General features: G+C 31.6%; 6 protein-coding genes. All 6 read right to left on the bottom strand.

The genetic code is table 11. The features are described from left to right. Positions 1 to 188 precede the first annotated feature (188 nt). Positions 189 to 1262, bottom strand: a complete 1074-nt coding sequence (trpS, locus tag OC535_RS11220) for a tryptophan--tRNA ligase (protein ID WP_227053028.1) — start codon at positions 1260 to 1262, stop codon at positions 189 to 191. A 374-nt stretch (positions 1263 to 1636) separates the two neighbouring features. After that, the gene (locus OC535_RS11215; RefSeq protein ID WP_498823858.1) at positions 1637 to 3046 is read right to left on the bottom strand and encodes an amidophosphoribosyltransferase; all 1410 of its coding nucleotides are present in this window, start codon (positions 3044 to 3046) and stop codon (positions 1637 to 1639) included. 238 nt (positions 3047 to 3284) lie between these two features. Further along, complete coding sequence (locus tag OC535_RS11210; protein ID WP_024721201.1) at positions 3285 to 3671, bottom strand: hypothetical protein; 387 nt, start codon at positions 3669 to 3671, stop codon at positions 3285 to 3287. Positions 3672 to 3882: 211 nt separating this feature from the next. Next, positions 3883 to 7458 (bottom strand): beta-N-acetylglucosaminidase domain-containing protein, encoded by a 3576-nt coding sequence (locus tag OC535_RS11205; RefSeq protein ID WP_498823857.1) that lies wholly within the window; start codon positions 7456 to 7458, stop codon positions 3883 to 3885. 89 nt (positions 7459 to 7547) lie between these two features. Further along, positions 7548 to 11480, bottom strand: a complete 3933-nt coding sequence (locus tag OC535_RS11200) for a family 20 glycosylhydrolase (protein ID WP_498823856.1) — start codon at positions 11478 to 11480, stop codon at positions 7548 to 7550. A 92-nt stretch (positions 11481 to 11572) separates the two neighbouring features. Further along, the gene (locus OC535_RS11195) at positions 11573 to 15667 is read right to left on the bottom strand and encodes a beta-N-acetylglucosaminidase domain-containing protein (RefSeq protein WP_227053025.1); all 4095 of its coding nucleotides are present in this window, start codon (positions 15665 to 15667) and stop codon (positions 11573 to 11575) included. Positions 15668 to 15874: the final 207 nt, after the last annotated feature.

Genomic DNA, 15874 nt, shown 5'->3' with positions numbered 1-15874 from the left:
ATTGTAAATAGTATTATCAAAGTATACTTTTTACTGTTTTTATATCTACATCATTTTCATAGAAAGCCAAATAAAAAAGAGATTTTTAAATCTATTGGATATATCAATAGAATAAAAACCTCTTTAAAATTCTTTTAACGACAAATAGCATCAAACTTTGATTCTAGTATTTATTAGCTGCTTATTAATTATTTAAAATAATCAGTGATACTGTCTTGATTACTAAAATAATTGATTTTCATTGCATCTTTGGCTCTTTTTAAAGTAGCATTTGCCTTTAAATTTGCCTTAATACAACCTTCTTCTAATACTTTCATAACATATGTTATATCCTGTTCCAGCTCTTTTCGACGCTGTCTAATCGGATTCAAATTTTCTTCTAAAACATTAAACAAGAATTTCTTTATTTTTACATCGCCTAACCCACCTTGACGATAATGATTTTTCAATTCATCAAGATTCTTATATTCTGGTAAATATTTTTCAAAATATTCATCTTTACAAAAACAATCCAAATAAGTAAATACTGTATTTCCCTCAACTGTTCCTGGATCAGAAACTTTTAAATGATTTGGGTCAGTATACATACTCATGACTTTTTTACGAACCTCTTCACTAGTATCTGATAAATAAATACAATTACCAATTGATTTAGACATTTTAGCTTTCCCATCAATTCCTGGTAATCTTTGACATACTTCGTTTTCAGCTAACATAATATTAGGTTCAACTAAAACATCACCATAAATCCGATTAAAACTATGAACAATTTCTCTAGTCTGTTCAATTAATGGCATTTGATCTTCACCAACCGGTACACAAGTCGCGTCAAATGCTGTAATATCAGCTGCTTGAGACACTGGATAATTTAAAAAACCTACAGGTATACTTGTTTCAAAACCACGCTGTTTTATTTCCTCTTTAATCGTTGGATTTCGTTGAAGTCTTGAAACTGTAACTAAATTCATATAATAAGCAGTAAATTCAAATAACGCTGGAACTTGCGATTGAATAAACATCGTCGCCTTTTTAGGATCTAAACCAACTGACATATAATCTAAAGCTACCTCTAAAATATTACGGCGTACCTTTTCAGGATCATCAGCATTATCTGTAAGTGCTTGAGAATCTGCAATCATAATATAAATTTCATCAAACTCACCTGAGTTTTGTAATTCTACTCTTCTTCTAAGTGATCCTACATAATGTCCTAAATGTAATCTACCAGTAGGGCGATCACCAGTTAAAATAATATTTTTCATTTCTATACTCCTTTTCTAAATAAAAAAGGCTTTTATCCTCAAGGATAAAAACCATTTTGCCACCTTGTAAGACACCATCATGTCTGTTTTTCTTAACGCGAAAATCACGGCGCCACTACTACCAAAGGGTTCATTTTGCTTCTAGCCAGGCCCATTCATTAACCGCTTTATCTTGATTCCCACCAGCCATCAAGTCTCTTAAATAAAACTTAGTTAATTACTCTTCCTAGTTAAACGAATTTATTATTAATTAAATGATAAAACGGATGATGATTTAAGTCAATACTTATCTTTATTTTATCTAAAATATAATCATATTTTTAAATCAAAGAATTTAAATTGTAATTCAACATAAAAGGACTGCAAAAACAGTCCTAATCTTCTTTACCATCCCAACAGTATGTACATAATTTACATTTATCCAAACCAATTGCTTTAATCATATCATCTAAACGATGATATCTAAGTGAAGTAAATTTAGAACGCTTTCTAATTTCTTCACACATATTTTTATATCTCTCTGTATCAGGATCAGCATATTCTTGTAATACTTCATCACTGACATTATCGCCTTCTAATTTTTGAATTACACGTCGCGTAATTAAATCTAATTCAGAGCTAGAACGTGAAAAATTCAAGTACTTACATCCAAACATGATTGGCGGACAAGCAGGCCGAACATGTACTTCCTTAGCTCCACTTTCATATAAAAATTCAGTTGTTTCACCTAACTGCGTTCCACGTACGATCGAATCATCAATTAAAAGTAGTTTCTTTCCTTTTATTAATTCTTTTACCGGAATCAATTTCATTTTTGCAATCATATTACGTTGTTCTTGACTTGTCGGCATGAACGAACGTGGCCAAGTTGGTGTATATTTTATAAATGGTCTGGCATAAGGAATTCCTGAGGCATTTGAATAACCAACCGCATGAGCAATTCCTGAATCCGGTACCCCAGCTACACTATCAGGTTGAATATCATCACGACCTGCTAGTAAGTTACCACAGCGATTACGCATGCATTCAACATTTACACCTTCATATGTAGATGTAGGATAACCATAGTACACCCATAAGAATGAGCATATTTTCATTTTGTCTCCAGGAACTTGTTTAACCTCTATTTTATTTGGTGTCATATAAACAATTTCTCCAGGTCCTAAATCACGATAGTGATGATATCCTAAATTCAAAAAGGCACTACTTTCAAAGGTAGCACAATATCCTGTTGCTTTTTCACCAATAATTACTGGTGTACGCCCTAACTTATCTCTAGCCGCATAAATACCATCTGCTGTTAAGATCAAGATACTCATAGATCCTTTAATTACTTCTTGTGCATATTTGATTCCTTCGACAAGACTATCTTTACGACTAATCAATGCTGCTACTAATTCAGTTGGATTAATTTCTCCTGAACTCATTTCCAAAAAGTGAGTTGACCCGTTAGCAAAACACTCTTCTTTCAATTGTTCTAAATTATTAATTCGCCCTACTGTCGTAATAGCAAACGAACCTACATGTGACTTAACCAATAAAGGTTGTGCCTCATTATCTGAAATACATCCAATACCTAAATTCCCTTTAAACTCTTCAATATCTTTTTCAAACTTAGTTCTAAATGGTGAGTTTTGAATATTATGAATTGCTCTTTTAAACCCATTTTTTCCATGTACAGTCATCCCAGCACGTCTAGTCCCTAAATGAGAATGGTAATCAACGCCAAAAAACAAATCTAATACACAACTCTCTTTTGATGCTACACCAAAAAATCCACTCATTTTTTATTCCTCCTAATTTTACATTCCTATTGTATATTATTTGGAATAATTTTCCTATATTTTATTAAATAATTTTTGTCATAAAAAGAATTTAGGCATATGATCAACACTTTATTTTAATTTTAAAACAATAAAAATCCAATCATTACAACAATCAAAAAAATTCAAATTAATTCTTTTATACTAAAACAAGTGATTTTTTAGGTTGAAGCACATAAATCTTACCAATAAATCATCTTTATACAAATACACTTTTATTTAAACTGTCATCCACATAAGCTATCAAGCATTTAATTATATCATTTAAAGCATCTACTTTCTCTAATAACCCTTGAGAAATACTATACTCTAAATACTCTTGTTCATTATAATATACTTTCATATTAGCTAATTCTTCACTATTATCAACATTTTCAATTTCATCAAATTCTGCTGCTTCTAAATCATAATAAATACGAGAAACCAAATTACGATCAATTTCATGATTAGTTTCCTTTATTTTATCACCGACATGCTCGTATTCTGTTCTAATTAAATATTGCTTTTTCTCTTTCAATAATGTAACCATGATATGATCTTGATTTTTAATTTTAATCAAAAAAGAAATTAATTTACGACCAGACATTCAAGTCCTCCTTTATAATTCAAATTAAGGTATCTTTACATAACCTCAACCAGACCACTTTTACAACAATATATGTATAATTATAACTATTATGACCATTCCCCTTTTTTTTAAACGTTAAATATAAAATCATTTTTTATTCAAAAATCTATCCATAATATAAAAGAGACCATCTTGACGGACGGTCTCTTTTAATCACAACTAATAATTATTAGCTCTCTTTCTTTTTCTTTAGATAAGCAATCATACCTAATGATGCCATTAAACCTAAACCACTTATCATACTGATACTATCTCCAGTATTTATACTTCCTGTTTTTCCTCCTGAAGTTACTACACTTGTATCTCCTGATGCTACTGGTCCTACAGAATTTGCTACTAGGTTATCTATGCTTGCTTGCAATCCTTCTACTGCTGCTTTTACTGCTGCTTCATCAGCATTTTCATTTGCTAATACTGCTTTTGCTTCATTTAATGCTTCTGCTACTACACCCCAAGTTTTTGCTGTGTAGTTTGCAGCACTTAATGTTTGTGCTTTATTGATCAATTCTTGTAATAGATCCTTATTTGGAATTAATCTTAAATCTAAGTATGCTTTGATCAATGCATTATATGCACCATCTACTTCTTCTTGTGTTGCATCTGGATTATCTAATACTGCCTTAGCATCTACCATTGGTTCTGTTAAGTTAGCTACACTTGCTTCTGTATATTTAGTCTTATCTAATCCTTCTACCATTTCATATGCTTCTTGTAATCTTGTTTTATCTGCTCTTAAAACTAAGTCTGTCATTGCATCTTTCAAGTTATTTAAAGCATTTACTACTTCATCTTCTAATGCATTTTCATCTGTTGCTACTTCTTTTGCAGCTTCTAATGCTTCTTTAAATGCAGCCCATGAATCTGTAGTATATTTATCTTCTTCATATTTTTCGGCTTCTTCAATCAAAGCATTTAATGCTGTTTTATCACCTTTAACAAAATCCAACATATGCATTGCATTAGCTAAACGATAGAATGCACTATCAACTGTTGTTTGACTTGCACTATCATTAGCTAAAACATCTGCTGCTTCTTGTAATGCCACTTCAAATTCTGCCACTACAGCTGGTACGACATTATCTAAAGCTCCTTGAGCTTTTAAAGTATTAGCCATATCTACTGCAATTGATAATGCTGTTTTGTCAACAACTGGAACATAAACTGGTGGAATTGTAATAGCTTTGTCTAATCCCATCACTTCAACTTCATAAATTCTTGCTGCTGAATCTCCACCTTGAGTAGGAGTATCAACGATTAATTTAACATATCGTGCTAAACTTACTTGGAAAGTATCTGTAGTTGATCCTGCCGTATTCCCTGTTACTTTAACAACTTCAGTATAATTTGTTCCATCACTACTTACTTGAATACGATAATCACGAGTATTTAATCCTGAACCTTCGCCACCTATTTCAGCATGTGAAATAGTAACACTGCTTACAGTTACTTCTTTTCCAAGATCAATCGTTAAAGTATGTGGGCGATTCCATCCTGTTGCACACCATTTAGTTGATGAAATACCATCAATAGCTTTACTTGGTGATTCTGAAGAGCCTGTATAACTTGTTGCTGAAGCAGATTTACCAACTGATAAATTTACTATCTCACCATCTGCTTCATTAGAAACTGTAATGATTCCTTCTTTGATAACTTCGTCTTCACCTAATTTATTTTTTGCTTTTAAAGAAATAGTATAAACTCCTTCTTTAGCATAACTAATTACAGGGTTTTCTTCTGTACTAGTTTCAATATTTGCACCCTCGAAAGTCCATTCTAAATCAGTTGAAGAAACTGAACTAGTATTAGTTAATTGAATTTTTTCATTAGGAACAACAAACGTTTTTGAAACTTCAAATCCGGCAACAGCATTTGGATTATAATCTATTGCATCTTTAACAAATTGTAATGCTGTTAATTCAGATACTTTTTTACCACTAGTTAATGAAGATAGTTTAGTTTGTAATGTGCTTTTCAAACTATTTACTTGTTCATTATTACCTTCACCAATTGCAATTAATAAATCTAATGCGATCTTATCTGCTTCACCTAAACTTCTTAATTTATTTAAGTTAGTATTACAATGACTCAATTCTTCACTTGTTAAAGACTCTTGTAATTTATCAGCAGCTAAAATCATATTATTAAACTCTGCTGTTAATGCTTCAACTTCTGCAGTTACATCTTCTCCTTTTGCATTCTTCTTAATGAATTGATTCATTAATTCTCTTACTTCAGGAGCATCTGCTCTACCTGTAGAAGCCCATCCTGCAACTAATCTAGAAGAGTGATTAGCAAATGTATACATATATGGAGCTAAATCACCATAAAGATTAATAATACTATTTTCAAATGATTTATTATAATCATATGCTGGTGTATTCCATGAATAATCAGCCCCAGTTGATAAAGTAATTTTAGATAAATCAGCATGTTCCATTGGGTTCATAACTAAGAAATCTAGTTCATTTGCTAATCCTTTATCTAATCCATAAACTGGACCTAATCCTAATTTATCTGTAATATAATCAGTTACTGGATAATTCCACCAGATACCTACATTGTCACCGTATATACCTTTTACATATTGAGCATTACTTACATCAATACCTTCAGGCACTACTGCGGTTCCTGTCCATAATACTCTAATACCAGAATTTAAAGTTTCACTAAAGTTCTTAGTATATGTTTTTAAATTTGTTCCATCACTCATTGCATTTGTATCATATTCAGTTGGAACTGTAACTAATGGTTTAATATCACCTTTAGCTAAAATAAATTCTTCATTGAAACGGTTTAAGAAAGCTGCCTGTTCAGTACCCTGCTTATTTGAAATATCATCAAAGAAAATAGCGAAACTTCTTACCCCCATTTCATACATTAATTCACACTTAGTTACTAAAGCCTGATAATCAGTTTCAGCATTAGAACCAGTAAATTGAATATCGTTCCCTGGTGAAAGTGAGAAAACAAAATCAACTTTATTATCTTTAGCACTTTGAATTAATTCATTCATTTTCTCCATTTCAGCATCTGGATATGGTTCTCTCCATTTTGTACGATGATATACATCATCTTTTGGCGCATAAATATATGTATTTAATTTTGATTTACCATAAAATTCAATTTGATCTAGTCTATTTTGGTGAGTCCATGGAGTACCATAAAATCCTTCAATAGACCCACGAGTAGTCATTGTAGGTTCATCTTCAATTTTTACTTCTTTTGCTTTTAATGTTCCTTCCTCATTAACTGCTAATTGAGTTAATGTTTGAACTCCATAGAAAGTTCCATCACCATCTTTACCCTCAATTAATACAGTACCACTATTAGAACTATCTATTCCTAAAACATATCCTTCATCATTTAAAGTAGCTGCATCCACTAATCCTAAATTATTTCTAATATTATCCATGCTATCTACTTCATCATCTTCTTCACCAATAATGAAAGTAGTAGATCCTTCTTGATAATTTTCATTTATTGTAATTGAGTTATTTTCTAAGTATTCTGTTAATTCTCTTATTGCATCTGGATCTGCAACATCTTGTCCTTTAATATTTACTGTACTAGTTATTGAAAGTATATTATCTTGATATGTTACTTTTTTTGGTGTTGGTACCAAGATTGGATTTTCAACACTCTTTTCATTTGCTAATGCATTTGCATTAGTCATTGGTATACTAGAAGCAAATGCTGTTGTCATCATTGCTGCCACTAGCACTTTTTTTATTAATTTATTATTCATACACATTTTCCCTTCAATATTATTACAAATGTTTGTGAAAGTAGGGAAATCAAATAATTCATTTCACCTACTTATTTATTATTATCCCTTTAATCATTTTTCTTCTTTTTTGCTATATAAGCAATTGTTCCTGTAATTGATGCCAAACCTAAAGTTCCAAAAACATTTACTACATCACCAGTTTTTACACTTGCTGTAGTATCTCCAGGTTTTACTGCAGTAGAACTATCTACTGTTTTTCCTGGATTTACTGCTAATCCTTCAATTGCTTTGGCTAATGCTTCTTTAGCATTATCTACTTCTTTTTGGGTTGCTTCGGGATTATTTAATACAGTAGTTGCTTTTTCTAAAGCACCAGCCATCACTGACCATGTCTTTGCTGTATAACTAGCTCCATTTAATCCATTGGCTTGATTGATCAATTCTGCTAATAAATCTTTATTTGGTTTTAATCTTAAGTCTAAGTATGCTCTAGTTAAAGCATCAAATGCTTCATCTACCTGTGCCTGTGTTGCTCCTTCATCTGCTAAAACATCCTTAGCCTCCTGTAACACTGGTAACATTGCATTCCATGTAGATGCTATATAATCATTTTCATTTAATCCTGATACTCTATTTACCATTGCTTCTAAGAATGTTTTATCTACTACTTCTGCTTCTTCTAAACCATTTATTGCTGCCTGTAAATTATCGTATGCTTCATCGACATCTGTTTGCAAAGCGTTTTCATTGTCGTTTACTTCTTTTGCTGCCTGCAATGCATCAGCTAATGTTTGCCATGAATCAGCAGTAAAGTTATTTTCATCTAATTGTTCTACTTGAGCAATTAAGTCTTGTAATTCACTCTTATTACCTTTATAGAATTCCAACATATGCATTGCCACAGATAAACGAGCAAATGAAGCATCAACAGTCTCTTGACTAGCATTAGCATCAGCTAATACTGTTTGTGCTTCTTGTAAAGCTGCATTAAATTCTGTTACTACTGCTGGAACGACTTTATCCAAGTCTTCTTTAGTTACGTTATTTGCCATTTCCACAGCAATTGATAATGCTGTTTTGTTTACTTCAACAATTACTGCATCTTCTAAATTATCGATTGCATTTTGTAGATTCATCTCTACTGTTTCAGTATCAGTTCTTCCTGCTGCATAGGCTTTTTGAGCCTCTATTAAAGCATCAACTAAATTTGAAACTGACTCTGTTGTTTTACCTTCGATATCTAAATTCTTTGCATCATTTATTAGATCTCTTAATGTATTATCCTCTTGTACCTGTTCAAATGTAAAATACATTTCTGATATTTGATACCAGTTTGGTTTATTTGCTGTTAATAAAATTCTTACATATTTAACTGGTGTTTTTTCAAATGTAACATTTGTATCCAATTCACTGTTATCAAGACTTCCTACTGTCACCCAATCTACCTGATCTCTAGAAATCTGAACATCTGCTCCATCTATTACATCATTTCCTACATCACTTGGCTGAACAATACGTATACCTGACATATTTACTTCTTTTGGAAATGTAAAGACAATTTCTTTATCAATCACCTGATTTTGGTTGAACCAGCATTTTGTTGAAATATCATTGTCTAACATTTTATCATAGTTGTATTTTGTTGCTGGATAAACTCCTGCAGAGTAATAATTATCGGTAGCGCTTACAGTTGGAACATTGTCATCTGGAAGCATTAAGTTTTCTTTAGCACTTTGAATTGCATCTAAAGCTTCATTCATTTTTTCAACTGTTAACTCACTGCCATATAAAACACTCTTAGCGTTGGTAACAGCACTTTGATATTGACTGTATCCTGATACATAGCCATTATTTTCTAGCGGATAATTAGCTTCTACATATAATGGATAATATTTTAATTCAACAGCCTTATTTTTAGCACTGATCAAATCTGCTAATGCATTATCAACTGCTAACTGTCCACTTGCTTCATTTAAATAAATATCTTTAGCTAAATCATATGCTGTTTTATAATCATTGATTGTTTCTTTAATATAATTATTAACAACTAATGGATTATTAATTTCAGTTGCAAGTTCTGTTTTATCGCAGTATAACTCATATACAAAAGTATAGACAATTCCTTCTTTAGTATATTGACCTGTTACTGGCTGATTAGAAATTAAACGATAACCATAAATATCATCACCATTAAATTCATAACCCTCACCAATAGTTCCATATTTAATAACATCATTTTTTAAAATTTCACCATCATTACTTACATAGCGTAAAGTTACTTTTCCTAAATCCTCAGCAGGTAAAATTTCTCCAGAATCTGGTAATTCTGATTGTTTTTCAAACCCTGCAACATTACCTAGCTTCATATAATTTTCTTGGAACTTATCAAAAGTTACAATTGAATTACTACTTGTATTCCATGATTTACTTGCAAGAGCTCTTAATTCATCACTAATATCTTCAGTTATAACATCTTCATCAACCAAATTTGGATTATCACACCAGATTGCAAGTGATGCTCCTTTAATAAAAGTAGAATTATCAGCTACTGTATTTTGTTGGAACTTACCTGGTGTCCACTCTTCAAAAATTTTACGATCAGCATTTAAATTATCAAATGAATGTTGTTCTCTTCCATCAGTAGGCTTGTCATTACGCAATACATAGTAGAAGAAACTTGCATTGATGTTATATATAGTATCATGTCCTTTTTGAATAAAAGTATTTAAATTAGCAATATCTCTATTCCATGACATTTGTGACCAAAAATCAATTCCAATATAATCGTGCATTTCAATCATTTGTGGATTTTCATAATATGAGTTTTCACCATAATAAATGCCATCATTCCAAATTCGTGGTGTAAATCCTCGATCATGTACAAATTCAGCTAATTCATTAATATAATTAGCTACTACATCCTTCCAAATTGCATTTGAGTCGATATTAGCTTTAGCATAATTATTTAGAACACTTTTATATTGTGTAGTGAATGGTGCTCTATCAAATTCCATATATTCATCGCCACCAATATGAAAATCAGTGCACCCCTCAAAAAGATCCATATACTCACTATATAAACTTCTAATATATTCAATAGCTTCGGGATTAGTAATATCTAATCCTGATGCATAATGACTTCCTGTACTGCTTACCTGTCCATATTCTGGATGAGCTTTCAAAATTTGATCAACGTGTCCAGGACTATCAAATGATGGTATAACCTTTATTCCATATTTCTTTGCTTCTTTTAAAATCTCTCTTACTTCATCTTTAGTAAGGTATTGATCAGAAACAATTGCTGGATCTGTCTCACACTCAATTCTAAATCCTAAATTTTCAGAAAAATGCATTTGTATTGCATTCATCTTTAAATATGACATTTCCCTAATTTCACGAATAAACCAATCTTTAGAAATATATTTTCTTGCACAATCAACATGAACGCGACGTTCAGCAACATTAGGATAATCTATAATTGTCCCATATACAAGTCCTTCATTTGTTATCATTAAATTTTGAATCGTTCGCAATCCGTACAATACAGCAGTTTCAGAAGCACCTGTTAAACGTACTCCATTTTCATCAATATCTATTTTATAAGCCTCTTCGCTAGTTGATTCATTAGTAATTTGATTTTCCTTATCAACATTAATTAAGATATCACTATGCCCTGCATCTTTTTCTTGTGCATATACCATTGCCAATGGAGAACTAGAAATAATTTTCTTTTCCATAAATTCACTATTAACTAACTTAACTACCTCGGCTAATCTTTCATTATCAAGATTTTTTTGATCAGCCAAAATTACAAAACGAGTATCACTAGTCATTTTCCAAATTTTATGTGATTCATCAGCATTATATTGCTGTAATACTGGATTAGTTAATGCTGCTAATTGTTGATCAGTTAAATCTGAAATTTCTTCATTATATTCTATTGGAGCATTATTTGTTGCTTTAACCAAATATGATCCATTAGAAAGTATAATTGATGATACTAATAGTAAAGATAAAGGTACTTTTTTTATTCTATTCATTTTCCCTTTCATATGCTTTTCCCTTCTTACTAAATCTCTAAAAGTCAGCTTACTAATAACAACTAATAAGCTGACTAACAATTATCAATATTTTATCTATTAAATCTCTTTTTCTTAAGATAAGCTATTGTACTTAATGATGCCATTAATCCTAGCACACTAATCATGTTAGTTGTATCACCTGTATCCACACTTACTGTTTTATCTCCAGAATTAATTAAGTTAGTTGTATCACCAGGTTTTACTGAAGTTGAAGAATTTGCTACTAAATTATCAATACCTGCTTGTAATCCTTCAATTGCTGCTTTTACTGCTGCTTCATCAGCATTTTCATTTGCTAATACTGCTTTTGCTTCTTCTAAAGCATTTGTCATTACTGACCATGATTTAGCACTGTAGTTTGCTGCATTTAAACTATTTGCTTTATTGATTAATTCTGCTAATAAATCCTTATTTGGAATTAATCTTAAGTCTAAGTATGCTCTAATCAATGCTTCATATGCACTGTCTACTTCTTCTTGTGTTGCATCAACGTTTGCTAATACGGCCTTAGCATTTGCCATTGGTTCAGTTAAGTTAGCTACAGTTGCTTCTGTATATAGACTCTTATCTAATCCTTCTACCATGTCATATAATGCTTGTAATCTTGATTTATCGGCTCTTAAAACTAAGTTTCCGATTGCATCTGTTAGGTTATTTAAAGCATCTTTAACATCGCTTTCTAAAGCATTTTCATCATTTATTACTTCTTTTGCTGCATCTAAGGCATCTTGTAATGCTTGCCATGAATCAGTTGTATAGTCTTCTTCTTCATATTTTTCAGCTTCTTTGATCAATGCTTCTAAAGCACTCTTATCACCTTTAGTAAAGTCTAACATATGAATAGCGTTAGCTAGGCGATAGAAGGCACTGTCAACCGTAGTTTGATCAGCATAATCATCAGCTAAAACTGTTTTAGCATTAGCAAGTGCAGTTTCAAATTCAGCCACTACAGCAGGCACAACATTATTTAATGCTCCTTGATCTTTTAGAGTATTAGCTGTATCTACCGCTATTTGTAAAGCTACTTTATTTGCTTCTACAACTTCTGTTCTTTGTCTTGCAATAATTTCATAAATAGTTGGTGTTGGATTTCCTGCATGGAAAGTCAACTTAACTTCTAAAATAGTTTTATTTACATCAAATGTATTTGTACCTTTATCTAAAGTACCAATTTCACTCCAGCTGCCATTAACATCTTTTATACTTACAGTTGCATTACAAATTGCACTTGGATTTTGCATAATTGTCAATGTTCCAACATTAGTGATTGAAGTCATTGCATAAGTTAATGTATCACCATCATTTACACTATCTGGTGCAAATGCAGTTGTTAAATCACGGTCATATAAGTTTCCAACATTGCCAGTTGTAATAGTTGTATCAACAATATCAATACTATCATCACCTAATACATTAACTGTTTCATTATATGGAATTTCAAATACTTGTACCCAGTTTTCACTAGATTCAGTTGCACTAAATTTAATATAACGAGCCATTTCTCCTTGGGCATTGTATGCTGCTTCACTTACCAATTGCCCGCTAACTGTTTTAGATTGGTAGTTTTCATCTTTGATAATGTCACCAACTTGTATCCAAGTTACACCATCAGTTGAGATTTCTAATTTTGTAGCGGCAAATCCATCAATTCCATATTCAGTACCTTTTGGATTACCTGCATAATATATCGCTACATCATATAAAGGAATTTCTTTCCCTAAATCAACACGAACATAGCTTCCAACTGTTGCTCCAGCACTTGAATAGAATTTTGTTGCAATATTTCCATCTAACGCATTAGAAATAACATAATTTCCATAAGTTCCTAAATCAGTTTCCACTGTTCTAGTACCTGTATTATATACTGGTGCTACAATGATTTTATCAATAGTAACATTAATACTGCTATCATTTTTATTTACAACTCTTACATATGTAGCCGTTGTATCAATTGTTGCTTTTAATGTTCCGTCTTCAACAGTACCTTGTGCACTTATCCAGTTAACTCCGTTTATAGAATATTGAATTTCTAAATTATCAAGATTATCAGCAGTTACTGAAACATTAGCAACTTTCATTGCCTTTGGTAAAACAAGACCTACCGTTTCATTAGGATTCATTACACCACTAATTGCATTTACTTCATAATTTCCTTTACTAACTTCTACTGTTTTATCAGTTAATCCTGACATAGTTCCGATTATAGAAGCTTCACTTTCAGGGAAAACATTTTCCATTAAAGTAGATTTAATTTGATCCACTGAATCTTTTAATAGTGGTTTAATACGTTTTTCACAAACTTTAACAACATTCATTTTTGTACCGTTTGTTTCAAAACTTTCCACTTCATAAGTTTCAGCTTCCTTTAGCTTAATTTCAGTTGTATTAATATTTGATAAACAAGCATCAACATCACCATTTTGGGCATCAATAAATGCTGACATACTTGCAATTCCTGCCTCAGCAACTGCTTCATAAGCATTTAAGTGTTGTTCAATTTCTTCATATAAGTTTTTATCTTCAACATTTCTTAAAGCCGCAACATCATTTTTCATTGTTGTAAACTCTGCTTTTAATGCTGAAGCTGCTTCTATTACACCATCTTTATTTTGAAGAGCAGTTTTAAATGCATCAATTGTATCTACTAAATATCTTGATTCATCGAATTCAAATCCATCCTTAATATATGAGATATTATCAGCAAAACGTTGGAATGCTTCACTTGCTTCTGGAACTAATTCATCAATTGCTCTAACCCAACTGCTTGTTCTTTCAAAACCACCAATATTCCATGAATAATCTGCTCCTGAGAAAATAGCAACCTTACTTGCCTCTGCTTGTGACATCGGATTTAAGAAGAATCCACTTAAATTATCAACATCGTTATCAAGATTTTCTAATGGAGACATCATTAAGTTACCATCACAATAATCATTTACTGGATAATTCCACCATGCAGCAAGATTTTTGCCTGTTACACCAGTTTGAGTTTTTGGCCATTCATAAGCTTCTTTAGTAATAGCTGACATAGTATTAGCACCTGTCCACATTACCACAACATCGTCATCTAAATTTTGCCAGAATGGTTTAAAGTATGAATACATACTAGGTCCCCATCCATTACAATAACGTGTTCCAACAACAATTAATGGTTTTACATCACCTTTTACCTGAACAAATTCTCTATTAACACGATTAATAATATCAGCATGTTGTGACCCACTTACGGAACCACCTAAATCATCATAAGAAATACCAAATTGACGAACTCCTAAACTATATAATTGCTCAAATTTAGCAATTAAAGAATTATAATCATCATCTGTATAATAGTTAAATCCACTTCCTGGATGTACACTCCAACAGAAACTCATATTATCTTTTTTACCCTCTGCAGCTAATTGACGAAGTTCTTCAGCTTTATCATCTGGATATAACTCACGCCATTGATCTTTATGATATGGATCATCTTTTGGGGCATAAATATATGTATTCATTTTAAATTCGCTTGATTCACTCATTAGTGATAAACGATCCTCAAAACTCCAAGGATACCCATAAAATCCTTCTACAAACCCTCTTAATTTAACACTTGGATAGTCGGAAATAACTGTTTCAGCAATTTTTCCATCAGTTTTCTGTTCTAACATTTGTGATAATGTTACAACTCCATAATAAGCTCCATCACTATCTGCCCCAATGATCTTAATTTCGCCCTTTTCATTAACATCATCACTAGCACTTAAAATATACCCTTGCTCTTCACTTAAAACTTGGCTGTTCCCTCCTAAGTCTTCAGCACACTCATCACAATGATCATTATTTGAAGAAATTAAAATATTTGCTTTTTGATCATCTACTTCATCAGAAATAACATAGCTAATGTTATTTTCCTGTAATAATTTTTCTAATTTGGTTAATGTTGCTTCATCTTGTTCACCATGAACCACAACATTTACTTCACCTTCTAAACTCATACCTTCATTTGAAATATATGAGATTTCTTGTGGTTTAGGGTAAACATCTACAGTTACATCACCTGTATTTTGCTCTGCCATTATTTGAATTGGACTTGCGGTCACTAATGAAAAAGCAAATGACGCAGCTAATGCACTTTTTAATACTTTTCCCGTCTTATTCTTCACTTCTACTTCTCTCCTATTTTTTATCTTTTTGGCTGATGGTTTAAATGATTCCCTCCTTTTTAATAAATTTAGATTGCAAATTTAAAAAGACCGCAAAAAGTTATACCAAAGGTATAATTTATTACGGTCTTGCCTAATTAAAGTAACAATCCTATTAACATCTGCCATCTATATTAATTATATCACCTTCTTAAAATAACATCAACA

Origin of the sequence: Clostridium sp. Marseille-Q5894 (genome assembly GCF_946902305.1) — a bacterium.
Lineage (GTDB): Bacteria > Bacillota_I > Bacilli_A > Erysipelotrichales > Coprobacillaceae > Thomasclavelia.
Note: the sequence above shows the minus strand (reverse complement) of the source record. Positions and strands in the feature narration are given on the sequence as shown.